Here is a 23882-nt window from a genome sequence, read left to right on the forward strand (position 1 = left end):
ATACCCGCCATGGATGCACTCTTTGTCTTTCTGATCTTCGGCTGTTTCATGCTGATTCTGTTCTCCGGCTTTCCGGTGGCCTTCGTACTTGGCGGTGTCGGTGTTCTGTTTGCCGCGCTGGGCAGTGTGCTGGAGCCCTTCGAAATAGCCGAAGTGGCCGAGCTGCGGATGATCGGCTTTGTCTCTAACCGCATCTTCAATACGCTGTCGAGCTATTCGCTGATTCCCATGTCGATGTTCATCTTCATGGGCTACATGCTGGACCGCTCCGGCATTGCAGAACGGCTGATACTGGCAATGCGCCGTGTGCTGGGGCCGGCGCCGGGCGGGCTGGCGATCGCAGTGGTACTGATCGGCGTCGTGTTGGCTGCATCCACCGGCATCATCGGCGCATCCGTGGTACTGCTGGCCACCATCGCCTTGCCGACCATGGTGCAGTCGGGTTATGCCCGCTGGCTCAGTGCCGGCACTGTGGGCGCCACCGGCTGCCTGGGTATCCTGGTGCCACCGTCGATCATGCTGGTGGTGATGGGGGATCAGTTGCGCATACCGGTGGGCGATCTGTTTATGGGCGCGATTCTGCCGGGGCTGCTGCTGGCCTGTTGTTTTGTGGTTTTCCTGCTGGGGTACGCCCTGCTGCGCCCACATGAAATGCCTGCTATGGCGCGAGCAAACGATAAGGTGGCTGTCTGGCAGCTGCTGCGTGAAATGGCCAGTGCGCTGCTGGCGCCGCTGCTGCTGGTAATCGCGGTGTTGGGTTCCATTCTTGCCGGTATTGCCTCACCGACGGAAGCCTCCGGCATTGGTGCGGCCGGTGCGACTTTCCTGGCCTGGGCGTCTAAACGACTGAACTGGTCCGACCTGCGTCAGGTGTGCTACCAGACGGGTCGTACGGTAGCTTTCCTCTATGCCCTGATTTTTGGCGCTTCCTGCTTCTCGGTGGTATTGCGTGGTTACGGTGGCGACGAGGTGATTGAGAACGCGCTTTACGCATTGCCGTTCAGCCCTGAAGGTGTGCTGGCGCTGGTGATCCTGGTGGTGTTCCTGTTGGGTTTCTTCCTCGACTGGATGGAGATTGTGCTGATCGTGGCGCCGCTGGTGATGCCGATCCTGACCGGGTTTGGCTTCGAGCCGGTCTGGGTGGCGATCCTGATGGCGCTCTGTCTGCAAACCTCATTCCTGACACCGCCGGTGGGGATGGCACTGTTCTATATTCGCAGCGCTACCCGGGATATCAGCATGCTGGAGATCTACAAGGGGGCCGTACCCTTTGTGGCGTTGCAGCTGCTGACGCTGGGGCTGGTGGCGATGTATCCATCGTTGGCGCTGTGGATGCTGGAGTAGGGAGCTCAACCCGCCGGTTTCTTCATCTACACTGGAGAAGGCCCCATCAAGCGAGGGAGGTCTTATGTACGCACGTCATTTAACGTTCAGGTCCACGCCCGACAATCGGCCCGAGATTGAAGCCTTTGCCAGAGAGGTTTATGAACTCTTCCAAAACCTGGATGGCTTTATCAGTGTGACCTTCGGCGTCTCGGAAGACGAAATCGAATATGGTTCATTCTCCCTGTGGGAAACCAAGGCGGCTGCCGAGAGTGCTGGCAAGCGAGCGGGTGAAGAGATCGCGCCCAAACATCAGAAGGTGATGATGACAGAGGCAAAAGTGAAATACTTCGAGGCGATGTCACCAGCGATGTTGTCGCAAACCGGACAGGATGGATAAACAGTACGCGTGCTTTCAGGCGGTTTCCGTCATTGCAGTCGAGGGTGTTAAAATTGTGCCTTCAGGCGTAAACAAGGGCCGACGAATCGAATCGTTGGCCCTTTTTCGTTTTACTGGCATAGAAGCCGTTTCAAGTTCTTACGCGGTGGGAAAAATAGTGGGTAAACAGATGCACCAAATCGAAATAAGGGATGCCAGGGTTGAAGACTCGGCGCTGATTCTGCGATTCATCAAGGAGCTGGCTGAGTACGAAAAAGAGCCCCAGGCGGTGGTGGCAACCGAGGCCAGCATTGAGACCAGCATCTTTGGGGCCGATTCAACCGTCGATGCCGTGATCTGTCTGATCAATGGTGAGCCGGTCGGGTTTGCCGTCTATTTTTATAATTACTCCACCTGGATGGGGCGTAATGGCATGTATCTGGAGGACCTGTATGTCTCGCCGGAATACCGCAAGTTTGGCGCAGGCAAGGCGATCCTGAAACATCTGGCGAAGATCGCGGTTGCCAAAGAGTGTGGCCGTTTTGAATGGTCCGTGCTGGACTGGAATGAACCTGCCATTCAGTTTTACAAATCCATTGGCGCCAGGCCCATGGATGGCTGGACGGTCTATCGCCTGGCCGGAAAAGAGCTGGCTGCGCTGGCCGAAATCTGAGACTCCGCCACGCGGATCTTAAGTGCTTAATGTATAAAGTTGATTTTAGGCCCGGTGATGCAGCCAAAGTGTTCGAATAGTCCAAAAGGTGACCCTGTTCTACTTTGGATGTACAATCGCGCGTTTAATTTTCTGATGGTCGTATGTCCGATCGGGTTGAACCCATGACCGAAAAAAATACCGCCCTTGAATTAATCGATATTCATAAGTCCTACGGCTCGCTGGAAGTGCTCAAAGGGGTCTCTCTGAGTGCGTGCGATGGTGAAGTGATCTCGATCCTGGGTTCGAGTGGTTCCGGCAAGAGTACGCTGCTGCGTTGTATCAACCTGCTGGAGCGGCCCAGTCAAGGACAGATCAGGATCGCAGGCGAAGAGCTGAACCTGGTACCGGGCAAGGATGGTGACCTGCGCGCTGCCAATACTCGTCAGCTCGAGCGCATGCGTTCACGCATTGGCTTCGTGTTCCAGAACTTCAACCTCTGGCCGCACAAATCCATACTTGAAAATATCATCGAGGCACCAACCCAGGTGCTCAAGCAGTCCCGCGATCAGGCGATCAGCCGCGCCGAGGAACTGCTTGACCGGGTTGGGTTGCTGAACAAGCGTGACGCCTACCCGACCAACCTGTCGGGTGGGCAGCAGCAGCGCGTCGCCATTGCCCGCGCCCTGGCGATGGATCCGCAGGTGCTGCTGTTTGATGAACCGACTTCAGCCCTGGACCCGGAGCTGGTCAACGAAGTGTTGGCCGTGATGCGTTCGCTGGCAGAAGAAGGTCGCACTATGCTGATTGTGACCCATGAGATGCGTTTTGCGCGCGAGGTGTCCAGTCAGGTGGTTTTCCTGCATCAGGGACAGATTGAGGAATCCGGTACCCCGGAAGAAGTTTTCGACCGTCCGCGCTCGCAGCGGGTCCAGGACTTCATGGCCAGCCACGCCTGAATGACCTCACGAGGGTCGGATTTGGCAGGCAACCTCCAACAAACAGAATTGGAATAACACGATGAAAATTAAAAAAATTCTGCAGGCCGCCGCGCTGACGGCACTGACTGTCCTGAGTAGCTCTGCCGCACTGGCAGGTGACAAGATCCGTATCGCCACCGAAGGCGCCTATGCGCCGTTCAACGGCATCAACGAGCAGGGTGAGTTGATCGGTTTCGATGTTGATATCGCCAGAGCTCTGTGTGCAGAAATGAAGGCTGACTGTGAAATTGTGGCGCAGGACTGGGACGGCATCATCCCGGGTCTGATGGGGCGCAAGTACGACGCCATCATCGCCTCCATGTCGATCACCAAGGAACGTCTGCGCGTGGTGGATTTCACTGACCGTTACTACTCCAACGTACTGGCATTCGTTGCAGCCAAAGGGACCGAACTGGATACCACCGAAGCTGGCCTCAAGGGGCTGACCATCGGTGCCCAGCGTGCCACTCGCTCCGGCCAGTACCTGGAAGACAACCTGTCTGACGTGGTCAACGTCAAGCTCTACGGCACTCAGAGCGAAGCCTATCTGGATATGGCCAACGGCCGTCTGGATGCCATGCTGTCCGACAAGTTCCCGGCCTACGACTGGCTGCAGACGGCTGATGGCGAAGGCTTCGAGTTCAAGGGCGAAGACATCGACATCAACGATGAGATCGCCATCGCCGTGCGCAAGCGTGATCCGCTGAAAGAGAAGCTCAACGCTGCTATCAAGGCCATCGTTGAAAACGGTACCTACGCCGAGATCAACGCGCGTTACTTCCCGTTCTCCATCTACTGACAACAGCCCGGGGCCGGCAGCTGTTGGCCCCGCAAGCGGATATTCTGATCAATGGATCTTCTCGGTTTTGGCGATCTGCTGCTGTCCGGTACCTGGGTGACGGTCAAGCTGGCACTGACCAGTCTTGTCTTTGGCCTGATTCTGGGCCTTATCGGTGCGACAGCAAAACTGTCCCGTTTCTGGCCGGCACGTGCCCTGGCGACTCTCTATACCACCCTGGTGCGCGGTATTCCCGAACTGCTGCTGGTGCTGACGATCTATTTCGGTGGCTCGATGATCCTGATGGCGATCGCCGAGCAGTTTGGTTACACCGACTATATCGAAATCAGTGCCTTTGCCGCCGGTGTCGCGGCGCTGTCGATCGCCTTCGGGGCCTACTCGACCGAGGTGTTTCGTGGCGCCATTCAGGCGATTCCCAAAGGGCAGTGGGAGTCGGCTCAGGCGCTGGGCATGACGCCGCTGAAAACCTTTTTCCGCATCATACTGCCGCAGGTCTGGCGTTTGGCACTGCCGGGACTCGGTAACCTGTTCCAGGTACTGCTGAAGGATACCGCGCTGGTTTCGGTGGTGGGCCTGAATGATCTGATGCGTCAGGCCTATGTGGCCACGGGCTCCACCAACCAGCCGTTTACTTTCTACATGGCGGCAGCCCTGATCTATCTGGGCCTGACCGTTTTATCGACGGCTATGACTGCCTGGCTCGAACGCAGAGCCAATCCGGCCGAGAGGAGGGCAGCGGCATGAACTGGGACTGGAGCGTAATCGTTGAGTATTTCCCACGCCTGGTGGATGGCATCTGGGTCACCCTGGAGCTGGTGTTTATGTCCGGGCTGTTGGGCTTGCTGCTCGCCGTGCCGCTGGCACTGATGCGTGCCTCGCATAACCCCTGGCTGCGGGCGCTGCCGTTTGGCTACATCTTCTTCTTCCGTGGCACCCCGCTGCTGGTGCAGATCTTCCTGATCTACTACGGTGCTTCCCAGTTTGAGCAGGTGCGCGAGTCGGTACTCTGGCCGATTCTGAAAGAGCCCTACTGGTGCGCCATCATCGCCTTCACACTGAATACGGCCGCCTATACGGCAGAGCTGATTCGTGGTGCCATCCATGCGATCCCGAAAGGGGAGCTGGAAGCGGCCGATGCCTATGGCATGAGCAAGGTGATGAAGATTCGCAGGATCGTGTTGCCGCGTGCGTTCGGCATCGTCATGCCAGCCTACGGCAATGAGTTGATCCTGATGCTCAAGAGCAGCTCGCTGGCCTCGACCATCACGCTGCTCGATATCACCGGCGCCGCGCGTACCATCATCGCCCGTACCTATACACCGCTGGAAATCTTCCTGGCGGCGGGCGTGCTCTACCTGGTCATTACCGCGGTGATGATCGGCTGCTTCCGTCTGCTGGAGATGCGCCTCAACCGCCACCAGCACTACAAGATGCCCGCCGAACTGACGGCGGTCGATCCCCGTTTGAAGGACTGATCCTGACACCGGCACATCCGCATCAGGATGTGCCGGTTTTCTTTCAAGCGTCTCCTTGCGCTCTTCTTATTGCTGCCTGACTCCTGTGCCGCTGGCTACAGCCCGGATATCATGCCGAAGGCTTGCTGGTTGTTGCGGGGGCTACCGATCTGGCTGTCACAATATCCGCACGTGCATGACGGACCACACTGATACCGGCGGTTATCGCCAGCGCGCCCATCATTCCCGCGACGATCAGATCAGGCCAGGCTGAGCCGGTGCCGAATACACCCGCTGCCGCGATTATGACGGCGATATTGCCGATCGCATCGTTGCGGCTGCACAGCCAGACCGAGCGCATGTCAGCATCGCCGGATCTGAATCGAAACAGAGCGAGTGCAACGCTGACATTAGCCACCAGTGCCAGCAGGCCGACACTGCCCATGGTGATGGCTTCAGGCGTGGTGCCCGTCTGCAGGGTCCAGAGGCCTCGTGCCCAAACGGCGGCTCCGAACAAGGCCATGGTCAGTCCCTTGAACAGGGCAGCGTAACCCCGCCAGATCATGTCCATGGACAGCACAGTCAGCGAGAGGATGTAGTTGGCACTGTCGCCGAAGAAGTCGATCGCATCGGCGAGCAGTGAGACCGAGCCGGATTGCAGGCTGGCAACGCCTTCGATCAGAAACATCGCAAGGTTCACCCAAAGGGCAAGCCAGAGCGCCTTGCGAAAGCCTGGGGCGGGTGTTTTGGAAACGGGAACTGAACAGCTGCATGCCATGATGAGGTCTCCTTTTATTGAAGCGGGTTGAATCGCTTCATTGAAAACCCTGTGGCTGCTACAGAGTCAACCGCTGTCGACGATGACTTAATGCTTGTCCTGATTGGCCCCATGAATGCCGGGCACATGGCTGCCAGCTTCAATATCCTGTAGCTCCAGGTCTGTGTGCAGCCCAGCCAGAATGCCGCACTCCCTGATGGCTTTGCCTGATGCGCAGGCAGTCTGAAGCTGTACCAGCGTCTGTTCGAGCTGGGCCAGCTCCTGCAGGCGCTCGCGGACATGTTGCAGGTGATGAGCGACCAGTGCATCTACCTCACTGCAATCGGCTTCCTGTGTTTCACTCAGGTGAATCAGCTGGCGTATCTCGTCCTGGGACATGTCCAGGCTGCGGCAGCGCCGAATGAAGCGCAGCCGTTCAAGGTGAGAGTTGTTATAGCTGCGGTAGCCGTTGCTGTTACGCAGCGGGGCGTGCAAAAGCCCCATTTTTTCGTAATAGCGGATGGTATCGACAGGTATGCCGGTCTGCTTGGCGATTTTTCCGATCTTCATGAGGGCACGGGGTTTTGATTGGGTTGGGGGGAGTGTCAGAGGCCAACCTTAGGCTATTGTTGATGAATAACATAGGTCTGCTGGTACGAAGTGAACAGACTCGTTATCAGTATGGCTCGACAGATGGTGTCGCCTGGAGCCTGTGGCTTGGGTTCCTGGTCGCTGTCTGCATGCAGAATATTGTGAGGTACCAGCATGAATGGGCCGGATAATTGGCCACTGGCGCTTATCATCCTCGCCTTCGCTGCGGTCGCCGCCATCATTGGCGTGGCGGGTATCAAAATGACCAAAACCGCCCGAGACCTCGCCCAGGCTACAGGGCTGGGGCAAGCGCTTATGGGGGCCGTCTTCATCGGTGCATCAACCTCCTTGTCCGGAATAACAACATCTGTCACGGCGGCGGCAGAAGGTTATGCGCAGCTGGCTGTGAGTAATGGCTTGGGTGGGATCGCTGCGCAAACCGTATTTCTTGCTCTTGCGGATATCGTTTACCGCAGAGCGAACCTGGAACATGCGGCGGCATCCGCTGAGAACCTGTTCATGTCGGCCTTCCTGCTGACCTTGTTGGCTATCCATGCACTTGCACTCTCCTTGCCGAGTGCCAGTCTTTTCTCGGTCCATCCAGCTTCATTCATTCTGGTTGCTGCTTATGTTTTTGGCGTTCACTTGTTGGCAAGAACGCATGATATGCCTATGTGGCTGCCAAGAAAGACCCGAGATACACCAGCAGAACCTGTGGGACGTCGCTCTCGAGGCCGTCTGCAAATTTGGCGGCTATGGCTGCATTTTGTTGGTTATGCGATGGTCGTGGCATTGGCTGGCTGGTCACTTGCGGAGCTGGCGGTCCCCCTCGGAGAAAAAACGGCGCTGTCTCATGGAGTTGTCGGGGGGATTTTTACGGCCGTTTCGACATCCATACCCGAGCTGGTGGTTGCCATCACGGCCGTTCGAATGGGGGCACTGAACCTGGCAGTTGGTGACATTATCGGGGGCAATGCCTTCGACACCCTGTTCGTCGCAGCCTCGGACTTTGCCTATCGAGACGGCTCTATCTATGCAGCCATCTCAAGTGCGGAGCAGTTTTGGCTTGCCAATGCCATGCTGATGACCGGAGTGCTACTGATGGGCCTGATCTATCGGCAGCGTCATGGGCCGGGGAACATCGGCTTGGAAAGCGTGATCCTGCTCGTGTTGTATTTCGGCGGAGTGGCAGTGCTGTCTCTATGGCATTAAGCCTTTCAGGCTGACAGCAACGCCTTTCCAGTCTCATAGTAGTGTGAACGCTCCTGCTCGGGCACCATGTTGCCATCGGTGGCCCAGGCGATATGGGTTGCCCGATCCAGCTTGTCAGAGAGCCCCTTCTGCTCCAGGTATTGCAGGCCGTCTTCAGCCACTAGTCTGACCATTCCGGGCAGACCGGCCAGTGCCGAGGGTTCAAGTGTTATCTCTTCGCTGTCATTCAACAGTGCCAGCAGGCGATACAGGGTATCGTCTTCGAGCGTGTAGATGCCGTCCAGCAGGGGCGTCATCAGTCGGCCGACGAAAGCCGAAGGGCGTCCCACCGCCAGTCCGTCAGCGCAGGTTTTATTGTCGATGCCCAGCTCCTGCACGCTTACCTGATCATGCAGTCCCGTGTACATCCCCACCAGCATGCAGGGGGAGTGAGTCGGCTCGGCAAAGAAGCAGTGCACCTGGTCACCGAAGATCTGCTTCAGGCCGAAGGCCACACCGCCGGGACCGCCACCGACGCCGCAGGGCAGGTATACGAACAGGGGATGCTCGTTATCGACGACAATGCCCTGTTCATGCAGTTGCTGCTTCAGGCGCTGGGCTGCCACGCTGTAGCCGAGAAAGAGATCCTGAGAGTTTTCGTCATCGATGAAATGGCAGCGGGGTGTCTGCTGCGCCTCCAGTCGGCCCTGTTCCACGGCCTTGCTGTAGTCATCCGGGTGTTCGACGACGATGACTCCCTTGCTTCTCAGCAGGTCCTTCTTCCACTGGCGGGCGTCTGCCGACATGTGCACGCAGACCTTGAAGCCCAGCTGGGCACCCATGATGCCGATGCTCAATCCCAGGTTGCCGGTGGAGCCGACCACGATACTGTGCTCGGTAAAGAAGTTGCGGCAGGCCGGTGTGGCCAGCCCCCGGTAATCATCGTCAAGTGACAGCAGGCCTGCGTCCAGTGCGAGAGTTTCGGCATGTTTGAGCACTTCATAGATGCCGCCTCGGGCCTTGATCGAGCCGGAGATAGGCAGGTGGCTGTCACACTTGAGCATCAGCGTGCCGGGCAGCGACAGGCCGTACAGCGTTTCCAGTGCCTGCTGAGCCTTGGGTATCTTCACCAGTGGTGATTCGATCAGACCGCCGTTGTCAGCGGTATCCGGGAAGGTTTGGGCGATATAGGGCGCGAAGCGTTGCAAACGGTCGGCCGCTTCACGAATTTCGGCAGTGCCCAGCGGCAAGGCATCCACGACTTCGGCAAATTGACGCAGCCCCGGATTAAACCAGTACACTTCCTGGTGGGCGATGATCGGGTTCAGAAGCGGGTGTGATTGCAGCCACTGTGTCAGGGGCTTTTGCTGAAAGGCGTGCATGCGGATGACCAACCATTTACGTGGATTAAAAACAGGACAAGCTTTCAGGCGTGGCGTTGCCAGCCCGTTGGCTGTTGCTCCAGCGTGATTAAAACGAATAGCTGTAGCTCGAACAAATGAAAAGTCCGCATGTAGGGGGACTGGACCGGGAGCCTGGTTTGATCGGGTGTGACAGAAGGGCGCCCAGGCCATGAGGGGAGAGTTCTGACCCGGGCGGAAGTGGTCGCTTGCCGTTAGCGGATCAGAGCCTCGGCAAGGCGCTCGTAGCTGCGCAAGCGGTGACCATAATCATGCGTCACGGTAACGATCCCCACTTCATCGGACTGGTACTGGTCCGCCACCTTGCTGATCTGGTCGGCACACTCTGCTGCAGAGCCCAGTACCATCGAGTTCAGCACTGCATCGAAGAAGGCCTGATCGGACGGACTCAGCTGTGCCTTCAGGCGCAGGGCCTCGTCGGGGCTTTTCACCACTTCACGAATGCCCTGACGGAACGCCTTCACCTTCCAGTACACGGCTGGTGCGGCCAGGTATTCCGCTTCCTCGCGGGAGTCGGCACAGAGGGCCGCGACGGCGATGCTGGCCTCGGGCTTGCCGGCATGGCCGGCGTCATGCCAGGCCTGCTTGTACTCGGCCATGACGCTGGGCGGTGCCGGCTCGGGGCTGATAAACAGGGCGAGGCACATCTTCATGCCCACCTGACCGGCCAGACCCGCGCTGCCGCCGCTGGAGCCGAGCATCCAGGTTTGCGGGATGGCGGGCTGACCCGGCATCACCTGCAGGCTCTGGTAGGGATGATCCTCCGGCAGACTGCCGTGCAGCAGATGTTGCAGCAGCCAGGCCTGCTCGGCATAGTCTTCCAGCCCCGGCTGGGCCGGATAGGCCAGCGCATGGGAGGCGAGGGCATCGCCACCCGGTGCGCGGCCGATACCGAGGTCGATCCGGTCCGGATACAGGGTTTCCAGCATGCTGAACTGCTCGGCCACCTTGTAGGGGCTGTAGTGGGTCAGCATGACACCGCCGCTGCCGACGCGGATGCGTTCGGTCTGGCTGGCGATATGGCCGATCAGGATCTCCGGACAGGGGCCGGCGAAGTTGACGCTGTTGTGGTGTTCGGCCAGCCAGTAGCGGTGATAGCCGAGGCGGTCACAGGCACGGGCCAGATCGACGGTCACGGCTACCGGGGAGATATCGCTGGGCAGGCCCTGTACCGGGGACTGGTCGACAACGGTCAGTTTCAAGGTCATGGTATTTCCTGAAGTTTGGGGCCGAGTTCAGCGTTCGTTCTGTTCGTGCTTCGGGAACAGCCAGAAGGCAAACCAGCGTGTAAATCTTGGCATCAGCAGGTACGACATGGCGACCATCACCACGGCGGTCACGATGAGTGTGCGCAGCAGCAGGGGCACCTGTGCCAGCAGGTCACCGAACAGGAAAAAGATCAGCGTAACCGTGGGGTAGAGTGCCAGCCAGCTGACGAAGGTCATTCTGGACTTGGGCGGCGGCTTGACCGGGTTGTGGCCGGGGAGGGTGAACCAGTTAACGATGCCGGACATCGTCTCGACCTTGCTGGGGGTGACCAGCAGCGGTTCGATCTGCTCCAGAATTTCGGCCCGCTCGGTGGACGCCTGCCAGCCTGCCAAGGATTGTTCATCGGCAAACTTGAAGATGATGCGGTATTCAGGATCGTTCGAGCTGGCCGGTCGGAACAGGTCAGCCCCCAGATAACCGGGATAACGAGAGGCCCGGTGCGTCATCTCGCTGCTCAACTGCTCGAATCGGTCCTCCTGACCCTTGATCACCCGGCGTGAGATCACCACGGTGACAGTTGTTCCTGCCGGTTGTGTAGATTCTGTTTCTGGCATCATAAAAGCCCTTCAGGTCCAGGCATCAAGTCTAATGAGCTTCGGTGTGAAGTCGTCCGAGGCCACCGCAAATAAACGTGTTATGGTTGACCAATATAGGCTGGTGGGGATATTTATCTACCGGATACGCGGGAAGGCGTGATTTCATTTTTGAGAATAACAATATGAACTATCAGGATCTTTACTATTTCATCAAGGTAGTCGAGAAGGGCAGTCTGGTCGCAGCGGCCCGCTATCTGGATATTCCGACCTCGACCCTGTCCCGTCGCCTGCAGGCGTTTGAGCAGCAGCTGGGCTATAAGCTGGTGCACCGCAGCTCGAAAAAATTCGGCCTGACCGAATCCGGCCAACGCTTTTTCAGTAGCCTGTCGCCGGTGATGACCGAGCTGGAGATGCGCTCCGAAGATGTAAACTCCGAACTCTCGTCCCTGTCTGGTGATATCAAAATCACCGCGCCGCTGACCCTGGGGCACCATTTCGTCAAGCCCTGGGTGTTCGAGTTCATGGAGATCAACCCGCGGGTCAGTGTGGAGATGTTCCTCAGCAACGAGAACGTGGACCTGGTCAAGAACAGCATCGATGTGGCTTTTCGTCTGGGTAAGGTGACGCTCAATGACTGGATTTCACGCCCGTTGATGCAGACCGAAATGGTAGTGGTCGCCACTCCCGAATTGCTTAACCGTTATCCACAACCCACGTGTCCGGATGATCTGGCCCAGCTGCCGCTGGTGGTGCTCAAGCGTTCGGCGTTCTGGCGTTTTCAGGATAGAGATGGGCACGCTGTCACTTTCACGCCCCATGCTCACCTGCGCACCGATGAGATCCGTTTTGCGGTAGATGCGGTAAAACAGAACCTGGGCGCCTGCTGCCTGCCGCGCTATGTGGTGGCGGAGGAGTTGGCCTCTGGCGAACTGGTTCAGCTCCTGCCGGAATGGTCGATGGAAGGGCGCACCATGCACATGCTCTACCCGCACCGGGAGAACCTGCCGGTCAAGACGCGCGCGCTGATCGAGTTCGTGATGGAGAAGGTCGGGCAAGCAAAAATATGAGGGCTGCTGGAGTGGCTGGCCCGCTATCTTTTTAAGCCCGGATCAGCTCGGGCGGGCCCCATTTGGGTCATGGCCTCGGCCAGTAAGGTCGCCGGGGAGTCTGCCGGTTCGTCGTTGCGGACGATGATGTTCCAGTCGATATAAAGCCCATCCCGTGTCGCCTTGGCGGTAGTTAAGCTGCCCTGCTGAAGATAGGGTTGTACCGCCCAAGTCGGCATGATGGAGATGCCGGTACCCGCTCTGACAAATTCGACGACGGCTTCCGTGACACCGGCACGGATGACGCGGGGCGGAAGCACCTGATAGCGACTGAATAGCTGTTCGTACTCCCGGCCTGGCCCCGGGTTGGTGTGGTACGTAATGTAGGGACTTTCGGCGATCTCTTCCGGGCTTAACCATTCCTTGCCAGCCATGGGGTGGCTGTCCGGCATCACCACGACCATTTCATCGTGCAACAGTGGCAGGGTACGGAATCCGCTGTGCGTTAAAATGCCTGAGACGATCGAAAGATCGATAGTACCGTTACGCAGCGCGGTGAATGGGTCCATGGACACATCTGGGATGATCTCCACGCTGATGCTGGGGTGTTCCGACAGGAAACCCTTCAAAAAGCGCGGCAGCCAATGGTAGTTGCCGTAGGCCTCATTCCCGATTCTCACCACATGCTGAATGCCCACCGACAGTTTGTTGATGTCGATCTCTGCGCGTTCAAGCTCACCCAGGATTACCTTGGCTGATTGCAGCAGGCGTTTACCGGCACTGGTCGGTATCAGCCGTTTGTTCTTTCGATAGAAAATTTCTGTGTTGAGTAACCGTTCCGCTTCACGGATACGGTGACTTAATGCCGACTGGCTCAGGCCTATCTGGTTGGCGGCCTCGGATACGCTGCCTGTCGTGGCGATTGACAGAACCATTTGCAGGTGTCGGGTGCTGATGCGGGCGCTCATAGGTATGCAAAAAATTAATAATTTTAGGTGATTTTATGAAATTTACATAAATAACCAGGTTTGTAAACTGTGCTTGCCTAATAAAAACAGGAATGCAGCTATGAGTGGCGGTTGCCCATTTTTAGAGGCTGGCAAGCAACAGGTCAGCCTTGATGATGAAAACATTCACTGGGACCAGGAGATGAGCTACGGCCAGTACCTGGATCTGGAAGCCTTGCTGAAATGTCAGAGTCCGGCCTCGAAAGAACACGATGAGATGCTCTTCATCGTCATTCATCAGGTGTCGGAACTTTGGATGAAGCTGTGTCTTCACGAGGCCTATGGTGCTGCGCGTTATATCCAGCAGGACAACCTGCGACCCGCATTCAAAATGCTTACCCGTGCCTCGCGCATTCAGGAACAACTGGTTCAGGCCTGGGACGTGCTGGTCACCATGACGCCCGCGGATTATTCAAGCTTCCGTGACAGCCTGGGCCAGAGCTCAGGGTTTCAGTCCTATCAGTATCGTGAGCTGGAATTCCTGCTGGGTAACAAGCATGCCGGCATGGTCGAGGCCCATCGTGCTCACCCCCATCATTACGAGCACCTTCAAGCCGTACTTGGCGCTCCCAGCCTGTACGATCTGACTCTGCAATTATTGCATCGTCGGGGGTTTGATATCCCGAGCAGCCACCTTGAACGTGACTGGACGCAGGCTTATTCGGCCAGCCCCGAGGTTGAAGCGGTATGGTCTGATATTTACCGCAACACCGCGGAGTACTGGGATCTTTACGAGCTGGCCGAAAAGCTGGTCGACATGGAGTTCAACTTTCAGCGCTGGCGCTTTAATCACATGAAGACGGTAGAGCGAATTATCGGCTATCGCAGAGGGACAGGAGGTACTGCCGGTGTGAAGTACCTGGTCAAGGCGCTTGATCTTCAGTTTTTCCCCGAACTCTGGTCGGTGAGAAGCTCCATTTGAGGAGGTGCATATGAACCGAATCTGGGATATCTCGCAAACACTGCGCAGTGGTATACCGGTATGGCCTGGTGATACCGAGTACCGTGCAGAGAAACATTGGGAGCTGGATGGACACTGCCCGGTCAATGTTGGGGCTATTGAACTCTCAACGCACACCGGTACCCATGCTGACGCACCCCTGCACTACGACTTGGCCGGGAAGTCCATCGCGGAGGTGGATCTGGAGTCTTACATAGGGCCTTGTGTCCTGATCGATGCGACTGCCGCCAGTGGTCTGGTCTGTCCTGAGCATATAGTCGATCAGCTGCCGCCGCGCGTGGAGCGCGTTCTATTGCGCACGATGGCCTCCTTTTCACATGAACGCTGGGTCAGTGACTTCACCGCCATTGATGCCGCGACCATCGAACTGCTGGCTTCACGTGGTACCAGGCTGGTTGGTGTTGACAGCCCGTCACTTGATCCAGAGGACTCCAAGACACTGAACGCACATAGAGCGGTACAGCGTCATGCGATGGCCATTCTGGAAGGTCTGGTGCTGGACGGTGTTCCGGCTGGCCCCTACGAACTGATCGCCCCCCCTTTAAAACTGGAAAACATGGATGCATCGCCGGTGCGGGCATTATTGAGGAGTATCCACCCATGAATTCATTCACTCGCGAGCAATGCGCTGACTTTGACCGCCTGGATGAACTTGCTGAATACCGACAGCAATTCGACCTGCAGGAAGGTCTCATTTACATGAACGGCAACTCGCTTGGTGTGTTGCCCAAGGCTGCCAAAGAGCGGGCGCAAGAGGTTGTCCAGAAGGAGTGGGGGCAGGGCTTGATTCGAAGCTGGAATACGGCTGACTGGATCAATTTGCCAAGTCGTGTCGGTAACAAGATTGCCGGCCTGATCGGGGCATCCACTGATGAAGTGGTAGTGGCCGATTCCACTTCAGTAAACCTGTTCAAGCTTGCGGCTGCCGCTGTGCGGATGCGCCCGGAGCGCAGCAAGATTTTGTCTGAGCCAGGCAACTTTCCGACCGATCTGTACATCTTGCAGGGACTGGAAAAATTCCAGCAGGGGCGGGTGCGACTGAGCACGGTGAATCGTAACGAAATTATCGATGCGATAGATGAAGATACCGCTCTGGTTGTGCTGACCCATGTGCACTACAAAAGTGGTGACATGTTTGACATGGCAGCCATCACCCGGCGTGCTCATGACAAGGGGGCGCTCGTACTCTGGGATCTCAGCCATAGTGCCGGTGCCGTGCCGGTTCAATTGAACGAGGTTGGTGCTGATTTGGCGGTAGGCTGTGGCTACAAATACCTTAATGGAGGACCGGGCGCACCGGGTTTTCTGTTCGTTGCCAAACGACACCAGGAGCAGCTGGAGCAGCCATTGAGTGGCTGGTTTGGGCACGCCAACTCATTTGCCATGCGGGATGACTACGAGCCGGCCCCGGGCATTAAACGAACCTTGTGTGGCACAACGCCGGTGATTGGTGCCAGCCTGCTCGAAGTAGGGGTCGACATCATGTTGTCCACCAGCATGAGCCGAATTCGGGCAAAGTCACTGCAGATGGGCGAACTGTTTATCAAGTTGGTAGAGCAGCGCCTGAGCGGATTCGGCTTCGAAATTGCTTCGTCGAAAGATTCGGCTATTCGTGGTAGCCAGGTTTCACTGATACATGAACAGGGCTTTGCCATCATACAGGCGCTGATCGCTCGCAATGTGATCGGTGACTTCCGTGCGCCGAATATTCTCCGGTTCGGGTTCACCCCGCTGTATCTGCGCTATGTGGATCTTTGGGACTGTGTTGATGCCCTGGTGGAGATTATGGAACAGGAGGAGTGGGATCGACCGGAATTCAAGAAGTTGACCTCGGTTACCTGATTTTTTATCCAGGCAGATAGTCGTTCTATATTTAGATATGTACTTATGGATTGAGCGGCTAATTTATGTGTGGCTATCTGCTGATGAGAAAAACAAGCGCAATACAAACCATAAAATATAATTATAAAAATGGAGTATTCACTCATGAGCAATAAAAGCTTATCAGCCGATGCTGTCTCCTGTTTTGAAGACAGCCAGGTTAATGCCCCCGTGGGCAGGCGAGGCCACTGGTCAAGTCGGCTTATGTTTATCCTGGCTGCGACCGGGTCAGCTGTCGGACTCGGAAACATCTGGAAGTTCCCATACATCACTGGAGAGAACGGGGGAGGCGCATTCGTGCTCCTTTATCTTGGGTGTATCGCACTGATCGGTATCCCTCTTTTGATGGCTGAAATCCTGATCGGCCGAAGAGGCAAACACAGCCCGCCAGACTCAATGAAGGCGTTGGCGCAGGAGGCGGGCGTCAGTTCGCGCTGGAAACTTTTGGGGTGGGCGGGTGTTATCACCGGTTTTGTCCTGTTGAGCTTCTATCTCGTTGTGGCAGGTTGGGCTGTTTCCTATATCTTCACCGCAGGGTCCGGCGCCTTCAACGATGCTTCCAGCGATGACATCGGTGGCATGTTTGGTGCGCTCGTTGGTGACCCGGTTGCCTCGACGGTCTGGGGCACAGTTGTCCTTGCCATCACAGCGACAATCATCATTAAAGGCATCAGGCAGGGACTGGAGAGAGCGGTTAGCATCATGATGCCGGGGCTGTTTGTTATCCTGCTGATCCTGGTCGGCTATTCGGTCTCAACCGGTTATTTTGGACGCGGAGTTGAATTCATGTTCAACCCCGACTTCAGCAAGCTTACCGGCACCAGTGTGCTGGTTGCCCTGGGCCATGCATTCTTCTCGCTGAGCCTCGCCGGTGGCGGTATGATGACCTATGGTTCATACCTGTCAAAAGATGTTTCACTGGGCAAAACAGTCATGACTGTCGGCTTGCTGGATACGGTGGTGGCACTCATTGCCGGTTTGGCTATCTTCCCGATCGTATTTTCCAATGGCCTGGAACCAGGTGCGGGCCCCGGTCTGATCTTCGTGACTCTTCCGCTGGCCTTTGGGCAAATGCCGTTTGGTCAGATTGTTGGCGTACTCTTCTTCGTGATGCTCTCCTTTGCCGCTCTGACGTCAGCAATCTCGCTGTTGGAGCCGGCCGTATCCTGGTTGACCGAAAAACGTGGCATGACCCGCTTTAAGGCTGGTGTGCTGACCTCTGTCGGCATTTGGGTGCTGAGTCTGGGATCAGTGTTCTCTTTCAATATCTGGCAGAACTATACGCTGTTCGGCAAAACCTTCTTTGATACGCTGGATTACCTGACCAGCGGTTGGATCATGCCGCTGAGTGGCCTGGCAATGGCCGTTTTCACTGGATGGATTATGACGCGTTCCGCGACGTACGAGGAAGTAGGGGATGGCTGGGGGTATCGTATCTGGCGCTTCCTGATCCGCTATATTGTGCCGGTTGCTATCCTGGCGATCTTTTTTCACGCGATAGGCGTGCTCGATTAACCGATCTTCGAAGCAGTATTTTTCCAGTCGCTAAGTACTGCTGTGGGGTAAAAACCTTCCTTGAACACGCTTGTCTGCCTTGGGTGGCAGAGGTGCGGGCATAGTGTTGCCGAAATTTTGCGGGAAGGACCCCGCTAAACAAACTATACACAGAAAATAGTGTAACGATTTTAGAAAACTGCCTTGAAAGCAAAAATATAAAACGAGAATAAATCAAATGAATAATAAGATAATTCCTCTGGCTCTCGCTGTTGGACTTGGTGCGTCTTTAAATGCACATGCTTCTGTATTTCTTGATAATGATGTATTGACGCTTACCTATAAAAACTATTACTGGAATGAAGATCCGAATCGTTATGGCAGTATTGAGGGCGGGTCAACGCGTGACGAATGGGTGCATGCTGCGTTGCTGGATTACAGTACCGGTTATATCGATGGCTGGGTTAAATTTGACTACGGATTTGCTGTGGCCGACCAGCTAGTCATCGGTTCTGATGTGACGGATGTTTCCAATCTGCCGTCAAACTCCGATGATATAACGGATCCTCACTCGATGGCATCGACGCAAACCGCGTACCTGTCGGTGCGTTATCCGGGTGACGCCTTCGCGTTGACAGCAGGCGCAGGCAAGAAGCGCCGCTCTTCACTGTTGTATGATGATTCCAATTCGCGAATCTTGCCTTCCACTACCGTTGGTTACGACCTGTCTGCGGATATTGACAAGCTGACGCTGTATTACACCCGGTTCGACAAGCATAGCCCGCGAAATGACGATAACTGGGGGGACTCGCTGGAGAACTTCCTGGGCGAAAAGATCGATCATGTCAGCTACTACGGTGCCCAGTATCGTTTCGATAATGGGCTTGTACTCGATGCCATGGAGCTGGAAGCAAAAGACTACCTGCGTGAACGCTACCTCAAGGCCGGGTACAGCATGCCGTTGTCAGATGAAGGCAGCCTCCAGATGAGCTTCGTCTACGGTAACCAGCAGGATGCGGGACATCTTTTCGAGCGTGATGGCTTAGGAGGCTATTCCCCGGCGGGTGAACTGGATGTGGACTTCTATGATGCCGGCATTGACTATCAGCGTGGTCCCTACACGCTGTCACTGAACTATCTCACCGTGAAAGGTGGTGACTTCAACCGCGTGCTCTTCTCCACAGACCACGGAACCTGGGCGACAAGCGGTAACAACTGGTCCTACAACGGCCTGGAAAATGAGCAGATGGTCAGGGTTGGGCTGGGCACTGATTTCAGTCAGCTTGGTATTCCGGGGCTCTTCTGGCTGGTGCAGGGCATTACATCCAACAACGCTTCCGGTTATGACAACTTCAGCCGCAAGGAACTGGTGAGCTATCTGAGCTATGACTTCCAGGGGGCGCTGAATGGGCTCAATATCAGCTGGTACGCCGATATCCACCGTGCGAAAGGTGAGGTCGATGGTATAACCCGGAATGTTGCAGTTGTTGGCCCTGCTGGTTTGGAGCGTAAAGACGTCAACCGTTTCTATCTGACCTACAGCAAACAGTTCTAAACAGGCTGACCGATGAAGCTCTGTATTGAATCCCCTTCTCTATGCAGAGTTTCATTGTCCTTGGTTGATTGAGTTCGTGATGAAATCTGGGCACCGACATGAGCGCGTGCCTGATCAAAAAACAGGCATTGCATCCGGTTTTTATTTATCTATAATAAATTCGTTAACAATAATTACAAAAAAACGGTGCAGCCGATGTTCACCAATGTGCTCAGTAACGCCGTGATCTTTGATCAGGCGCATCCGCTTGAAGTGTCCGAATATGTGAACCGCCATGTTGGACAACACAGACTGGAGTTCAATGACCTGAACCGCAGTCGTCGCCCCGTCTCCCAATTGCGATATCGCGACTTTGCCGGTATCGGCTTGTCCTCGATCAGCTATGGCGATGATGTGCAGGTGCGTTGCCCGGACCTCCAGGGCATCTATCACTTTCAGGTCGTGACTCAGGGCGAGTGCCGCTGGCATTTCCCCGACCAGCGTCTTCGTCTGCAGCGTGGTCAGGCGCTGATGATGAACCCGGGCGAGAAAATCGATCTGACCTACTCGGCTGACTGTGAAAAGGTGATCGTCAAGGTGCCCGAGGAGCTGGTACGCGAGGCGTGCCTCGAACAATCCGGGCTGGTACCAAGGACTGGGGTCCGCTTTGAACGCCGGGTGATCGAGCTGCAGCAGTCACTGGGTTTCATGCGCCTGCTGGATGCGCTGTTGCTGGAAGCCAATGAAACCGAGCTGGACCTGAGTCATCTGCAGCTGCCTTACCGCGATATTCTGATCCGTAAACTGCTGCAGCAGTTCGACAGCAATGCAGGGGCCGGTTGTGAAAAGAGCATTCACGATCGCAGCTTTTCGCAGCTGCTGGCGTATGTCGAGGCCAACATCCGCGATGATCTCAGCGTTGAGATGCTGGCTCAGGTGGGCAATGTCAGTGTGCGTACCGTCTACAACCTGTTCGCCAAGTATTTCAATGTGACCCCCAAGCTGTTTATCAAGCAGTCAAAGCTGAAAAGCCTGAGAGAAGACCTGAAGCATAACCCCGGGGTTCGCAACGTGACCGAGGTTGCACTGGATTACGGCTTTACCCACCTGGGGCGCTTCTCCTCAGACTACCGCAAGATGTTTGGCGAGCTGCCATCCGAGACGCTGCGTCAGCGCTGAGTCATACCTTCCCCAACGGTCGCCCGGCCGGTAGTGACGTCAGCTGGCGTCCTGTACCGGTCGGGTGTGGCGGCCACAGATCTCCTCGGTCACTTGCTGCGCACAGGCTCTCACCTGCTCACTGTAATGGCTGCCGGGACGCACATCGGTATCGCCGTTGAGTCCCATCAGGCTGATTACTGAAGAGATATTGCCGTTGATATCGTGGATGGCGCTGCCGACCACATTGATGTCGGGAAGAAAGTCGCCGTAGAAGCTGCAAAGATTGTCTTCCTTCACCTGTTCCAGATGGGCGATGAACTCCTCCTTGTCCAGGGTCTTGCCTGCATAGCGGGGCAGGGCCGGCGGGTCGGCATAGAAGCTATCGATGATCTGGTTACGCCGTGACTCAGGCAGGTGGGCCAGAAAGATACGGCCCGAAACCGAGAAAAAGGGCGACAGCTCCATCCCCAGACGGACATTGACAGCGACCGGCTGACTGGCATCCAGCCACTTGATCACCAGAGGCGCCTGGCCGTTCCAGACGGTGACGGATACCGTTTTGTCACTACTTTGATTAAGTTCTTCTACCGCCGTGAAGGCGGACTGTATAGGGTCGATCCGGCTCAGTGCGGCGACCCCCAGTGTCAGGCTGGATTTGCCCAGAATGTAGCCGCTGCCGTTTTCCTGGGCGATGTAGCCGGTACGGACCAGACTGACCATGTACTTGTGCAGGCGGCTGGGTGAAAGCTCCAGCCGGTCTGACAGGTTCTTCAGCGTTAGTGGGCGAGCTGACTCGGCCAGCGTATCCAGAATACGCAGGCCGATCTCCAGCGAGCCGATTCCCTGGCGTTGTGCCTCAGGCGTTTTTTCTGTCTCGTCAGACATCAGTGGTCATCCATTTACAACTCAATCAGATAGGGGGGCTCCCAATGAGAGGGTGCACCCCTCCACGGCCATAATCAAGACCCTATGGGGGAAGTGAAGCTTAGACGCCGAGATAGGATTCAACCTCGTCCAGGCTCTGCATCAGCTGGCTGGAGCCGGCGCTGAAGACCACCTGGCCTTTCACCAGCACGATATGCTGGTCGCACAGTTCCTTCAGCACCTGAATGTTCTTGTCCACGATCAGTGTAGAGATGCCGCTTGCCTTGATGGTGCGGATCACCTCCCAGATCTCCTTGCGGATCAGCGGTGCCAGGCCTTCAGTGGCTTCGTCCAGAATCAGCAGCTCGGGGTTGGTAACCAGCGCCCGACCGATCGCCAGCATCTGCTGCTCGCCGCCAGACAGCTGAGTGCCCAGGTTGCTGAGGCGTTCCTGCAGACGGGGGAAGGTTTCCAGCACTCGCTCACAGGTCCAGTTCTGCTCGCCTTTCCGGTTGGAGCGGGCGGCCATCTCCAGATGTTCCTTCACCGTCAGGTTGTGGAACATGCCGCGTCCTTCGGGTACGTAGGCGATGTCCTTGCGCATCCGCTGCCAGGTGGGCAGCCCAGTGATCTCCTCGCCCTGGAACACCACGTGGCCGCTGCGCGGGGGCACCAGGCCCAGAATCGATTTCAGCGTGGTGGTCTTGCCCATGCCGTTGCGTCCCATCAGGCTTACCGCCTGCCCCGGCAGGATCTCGAAGTTCACGCCATGCAGAATGTGGCTTTCACCGTAGTAGGTGTGCAGCCCTTTTACGTCCAGTAGTTTGGTCATTGTCAGAATACCTCGTCGCCCTGTCCCAGATAGGCTTCTTTCACGCGCGGGTCGTCGCGCACCTGGTCGACGCTGCCGGTGGTCAGGTGCTGGCCGTCGACCATGACGGTCAGCTGATCGGAGAGCTCGAACACGGCATCCATATCGTGCTCGACCAGTACGATGCAGTACTCCCGCTTCAGCTTGTTCAGCATCCCTATAATCAGCTGAGATTCCTCATGGCCCATGCCGGCCATGGGTTCGTCCAGTAGCAGCACCTCGGGCGCCGTGGCCAGTACCATGGCGATCTCCAGCTGGCGCTGTTCGCCGTAGCTGATCTGGGAGGCGACCACATCGCGGCGATGGCCCAGTCCAACCTTTTCCAGGGCCTCGGTGGCGATCTCGTCCAGCACCTTCTGGGTGTAACGCGAGCGCAGGAAATTGAAGCTGCCGCCCATGCGCCGTTGTACCGCCACGCAGCAGTTTTCCAGGCAGGTCGCACCCGGGTAGATATTGGTTTTCTGAAAGCTGCGGCCGATCCCGCGGCGGGCAAAGGCCCAGGGCTTGATCGTTTCGATCGGTTCGCCCTTGTGCAGGATGCTGCCGCGGGTCGGTTTGTAGTGACCGCAGAGCAGGTTCAGCAGGGTACTCTTGCCAGCGCCGTTGGGGCCGACGATGCCGTGCAGCTGCTTGTCGAAGAACTGCAGCGAGATGTCGTCCAGTGCCTTGAGTCCGCCCCAGTATTTGCACAGGCCCTGGGTTTCCAGCATGACCTGGAGATCCAGTGAAACTTGGGTATTCATGCGCGTTTCTCCAGCAGTTTTTCCAGATAGCCGGCGATGCCGTTCTTGAACACCATCACCATGGTGATGATCAGCGCGCCCATGAACAGCATCCAGTGCTCGGTCAGGTGCTCGAGCACGTAATGCAATCCTTCATAGACAAAGGTGCCGAGGATGGCGCCATAGATGGAACCCATGCCGCCGAGGATCGACATCACCAGGGCCGAGCCGGACGTGGTCCAGGCCAGCATCGACGGATTGACGAAACCGTACTGCAGCGTGAACAGGTAACCGGCGTAGGCCCCCAGTGCCGAGGCGATCACGTAGCTCATCAGGCGAAACACGAAAATGTTGTAACCCAGCGCCGTGGTGCGGCCAGGGTTTTCGTGGATGGCATCGACGACACGACCGAAACGCGAACGGATCAGCACGCGGAAGAACACCAGGGTGTTGAACAGTGACAGCAGGCACAGGTAGTAGAAATGGGTTGGGTTATCCAGGTCAAAGAAGCTCAGACCGAAGATGCTGGTTTCCGGTTTGACGTAGATGAACAGGCCGTCCGTACCGCCAAAATCGATGGAGTCGGAGAAGAAGTAGAACGCCATCTGGGCGAACGCCAGAGTGATCATGATCATGTAGATGCCGCTGGTGCGCAGCACCAGGAAGCCGATGATCAGCGCGACGCCGGCCGCGATCATGCAGATGTAGAAGGTGTAGACCCAGAAGTTCACCGCTTCGTATTCGGGCGCGATCATCCAGAACAGGTAGCCGCCCAGACCATAAAACATGGCGTGTCCCAGGGTGATCAGGCCACAGCGGCCGACCAGGTAATCGAGTGACATCACGAACAGGGCAAAGATCATGATGCTGGTGAGCTTGCTGACGAAAAAGGTGTTATCGGCCAGGAACAGTGGCATCAGCAGCGCCAGCGGGAAAAACACCCAGAAAAAGATACGTTCGGTTCGTTTGTTGAAAAGCATGGCACTAAC

The 23882-nt window shown here is 56.6% G+C and carries 25 protein-coding genes; 15 read left to right on the top strand and 10 right to left on the bottom strand.

Annotated features, from left to right (window positions below):
- Positions 1-9: 9 nt before the first annotated feature.
- The 7 genes from ABD013_RS09750 to ABD013_RS09780 all read left to right on the top strand — a co-directional run bounded on the left by ABD013_RS09750 (position 10) and on the right by ABD013_RS09780 (position 5608).
- Positions 10-1344, top strand: coding sequence for a TRAP transporter large permease (locus ABD013_RS09750; RefSeq protein ID WP_343805308.1), 1335 nt, complete (start codon positions 10-12; stop codon positions 1342-1344).
- A 64-nt stretch (positions 1345-1408) separates the two neighbouring features.
- Positions 1409-1723, top strand: coding sequence for an antibiotic biosynthesis monooxygenase family protein (locus tag ABD013_RS09755; protein ID WP_343805311.1), 315 nt, complete (start codon positions 1409-1411; stop codon positions 1721-1723).
- Between the two features lie 169 nt (positions 1724-1892).
- Complete coding sequence (locus ABD013_RS09760) at positions 1893-2375, top strand: GNAT family N-acetyltransferase (RefSeq protein WP_343805313.1); 483 nt, start codon at positions 1893-1895, stop codon at positions 2373-2375.
- A gap of 164 nt (positions 2376-2539) precedes the next feature.
- The gene (locus ABD013_RS09765) at positions 2540-3313 is read left to right on the top strand and encodes an ABC transporter ATP-binding protein (protein WP_343805315.1); all 774 of its coding nucleotides are present in this window, start codon (positions 2540-2542) and stop codon (positions 3311-3313) included.
- Between the two features lie 61 nt (positions 3314-3374).
- Positions 3375-4133, top strand: a complete 759-nt coding sequence (locus ABD013_RS09770; RefSeq protein ID WP_343805317.1) for an ABC transporter substrate-binding protein — start codon at positions 3375-3377, stop codon at positions 4131-4133.
- 51 nt (positions 4134-4184) lie between these two features.
- Positions 4185-4877, top strand: a complete 693-nt coding sequence (locus tag ABD013_RS09775; protein ID WP_343805319.1) for an ABC transporter permease — start codon at positions 4185-4187, stop codon at positions 4875-4877.
- Positions 4874-5608, top strand: coding sequence for an ABC transporter permease (locus ABD013_RS09780; RefSeq protein ID WP_343805321.1), 735 nt, complete (start codon positions 4874-4876; stop codon positions 5606-5608). The genes ABD013_RS09775 and ABD013_RS09780 overlap by 4 nt, the downstream gene beginning before the upstream one ends.
- 109 nt (positions 5609-5717) lie before the next feature.
- On the opposite strand, the gene ABD013_RS09785 is transcribed toward ABD013_RS09780, so the two are convergent.
- Both ABD013_RS09785 and ABD013_RS09790 read right to left on the bottom strand, forming a co-directional pair.
- Complete coding sequence (locus tag ABD013_RS09785) at positions 5718-6275, bottom strand: cation diffusion facilitator family transporter (protein WP_343805323.1); 558 nt, start codon at positions 6273-6275, stop codon at positions 5718-5720.
- Positions 6276-6452: 177 nt separating this feature from the next.
- A complete protein-coding gene (locus ABD013_RS09790; RefSeq protein WP_239039920.1) occupies positions 6453-6914 on the bottom strand; it encodes a Cd(II)/Pb(II)-responsive transcriptional regulator in 462 nt (153 codons plus the stop codon).
- Positions 6915-7109: 195 nt separating this feature from the next.
- Between ABD013_RS09790 and ABD013_RS09795 the strand changes: the two genes are divergently transcribed.
- Positions 7110-8147 carry a sodium:calcium antiporter gene (locus ABD013_RS09795; protein WP_343805325.1) on the top strand — a complete coding sequence of 346 codons (1038 nt, stop codon included), beginning with the start codon at positions 7110-7112 and terminating at the stop codon, positions 8145-8147.
- A gap of 5 nt (positions 8148-8152) precedes the next feature.
- Here the strand turns inward: ABD013_RS09795 and dsdA are convergent, their stop codons facing one another.
- From dsdA to ABD013_RS09810, 3 genes are all read right to left on the bottom strand, one after another.
- A complete protein-coding gene (dsdA, locus tag ABD013_RS09800) occupies positions 8153-9508 on the bottom strand; it encodes a D-serine ammonia-lyase (RefSeq protein WP_343805327.1) in 1356 nt (451 codons plus the stop codon).
- A gap of 233 nt (positions 9509-9741) precedes the next feature.
- The gene (locus ABD013_RS09805) at positions 9742-10755 is read right to left on the bottom strand and encodes an LLM class flavin-dependent oxidoreductase (RefSeq protein ID WP_343805329.1); all 1014 of its coding nucleotides are present in this window, start codon (positions 10753-10755) and stop codon (positions 9742-9744) included.
- 27 nt (positions 10756-10782) lie between these two features.
- Positions 10783-11325, bottom strand: coding sequence for an antibiotic biosynthesis monooxygenase (locus ABD013_RS09810; RefSeq protein WP_343805331.1), 543 nt, complete (start codon positions 11323-11325; stop codon positions 10783-10785).
- Between the two features lie 209 nt (positions 11326-11534).
- Between ABD013_RS09810 and ABD013_RS09815 the strand changes: the two genes are divergently transcribed.
- Positions 11535-12419 (top strand): LysR family transcriptional regulator, encoded by an 885-nt coding sequence (locus ABD013_RS09815; RefSeq protein ID WP_343805333.1) that lies wholly within the window; start codon positions 11535-11537, stop codon positions 12417-12419.
- Positions 12420-12442: 23 nt separating this feature from the next.
- On the opposite strand, the gene ABD013_RS09820 is transcribed toward ABD013_RS09815, so the two are convergent.
- Positions 12443-13366 (bottom strand): LysR family transcriptional regulator, encoded by a 924-nt coding sequence (locus ABD013_RS09820; RefSeq protein ID WP_343805335.1) that lies wholly within the window; start codon positions 13364-13366, stop codon positions 12443-12445.
- A 100-nt stretch (positions 13367-13466) separates the two neighbouring features.
- On the opposite strand from ABD013_RS09820, the gene kynA reads away from it, so the two are divergent.
- The 6 genes from kynA (at position 13467) to ABD013_RS09850 (ending at position 20454) form a co-directional block, all read left to right on the top strand.
- A complete protein-coding gene (kynA, locus tag ABD013_RS09825; RefSeq protein ID WP_343805337.1) occupies positions 13467-14327 on the top strand; it encodes a tryptophan 2,3-dioxygenase in 861 nt (286 codons plus the stop codon).
- A 10-nt stretch (positions 14328-14337) separates the two neighbouring features.
- Positions 14338-14970: an arylformamidase gene (kynB, locus tag ABD013_RS09830; protein ID WP_343805339.1), complete on the top strand. Its 633-nt coding sequence runs from the start codon at positions 14338-14340 to the stop codon at positions 14968-14970.
- On the top strand, positions 14967-16208 hold the full coding sequence (gene kynU, locus ABD013_RS09835; RefSeq protein WP_343805341.1) for a kynureninase: 1242 nt from the start codon (positions 14967-14969) through the stop codon (positions 16206-16208). The genes kynB and kynU overlap by 4 nt, the downstream gene beginning before the upstream one ends.
- Positions 16209-16352: 144 nt before the next feature.
- Complete coding sequence (locus ABD013_RS09840) at positions 16353-17762, top strand: sodium-dependent transporter (protein WP_343805343.1); 1410 nt, start codon at positions 16353-16355, stop codon at positions 17760-17762.
- Positions 17763-17979: 217 nt separating this feature from the next.
- On the top strand, positions 17980-19296 hold the full coding sequence (locus ABD013_RS09845; RefSeq protein WP_343805345.1) for an OprD family outer membrane porin: 1317 nt from the start codon (positions 17980-17982) through the stop codon (positions 19294-19296).
- Positions 19297-19491: 195 nt separating this feature from the next.
- A complete protein-coding gene (locus ABD013_RS09850; RefSeq protein WP_343805347.1) occupies positions 19492-20454 on the top strand; it encodes an AraC family transcriptional regulator in 963 nt (320 codons plus the stop codon).
- A gap of 39 nt (positions 20455-20493) precedes the next feature.
- On the opposite strand, the gene ABD013_RS09855 is transcribed toward ABD013_RS09850, so the two are convergent.
- From ABD013_RS09855 to ABD013_RS09870, 4 genes are all read right to left on the bottom strand, one after another.
- The gene (locus tag ABD013_RS09855) at positions 20494-21321 is read right to left on the bottom strand and encodes an IclR family transcriptional regulator (protein ID WP_343805349.1); all 828 of its coding nucleotides are present in this window, start codon (positions 21319-21321) and stop codon (positions 20494-20496) included.
- A gap of 100 nt (positions 21322-21421) precedes the next feature.
- Positions 21422-22132 carry an ABC transporter ATP-binding protein gene (locus ABD013_RS09860; RefSeq protein ID WP_343805351.1) on the bottom strand — a complete coding sequence of 237 codons (711 nt, stop codon included), beginning with the start codon at positions 22130-22132 and terminating at the stop codon, positions 21422-21424.
- Between the two features lie 2 nt (positions 22133-22134).
- Positions 22135-22914, bottom strand: coding sequence for an ABC transporter ATP-binding protein (locus tag ABD013_RS09865; protein ID WP_343805353.1), 780 nt, complete (start codon positions 22912-22914; stop codon positions 22135-22137).
- Positions 22911-23873 carry a branched-chain amino acid ABC transporter permease gene (locus ABD013_RS09870; protein ID WP_343805355.1) on the bottom strand — a complete coding sequence of 321 codons (963 nt, stop codon included), beginning with the start codon at positions 23871-23873 and terminating at the stop codon, positions 22911-22913. The genes ABD013_RS09865 and ABD013_RS09870 overlap by 4 nt, the downstream gene beginning before the upstream one ends.
- Positions 23874-23882 lie beyond the last annotated feature (9 nt).

The sequence above is a fragment of the Marinobacterium maritimum genome, from assembly GCF_039523155.1.
In the GTDB taxonomy this organism is placed as follows: domain Bacteria; phylum Pseudomonadota; class Gammaproteobacteria; order Pseudomonadales; family Balneatricaceae; genus Marinobacterium; species Marinobacterium maritimum.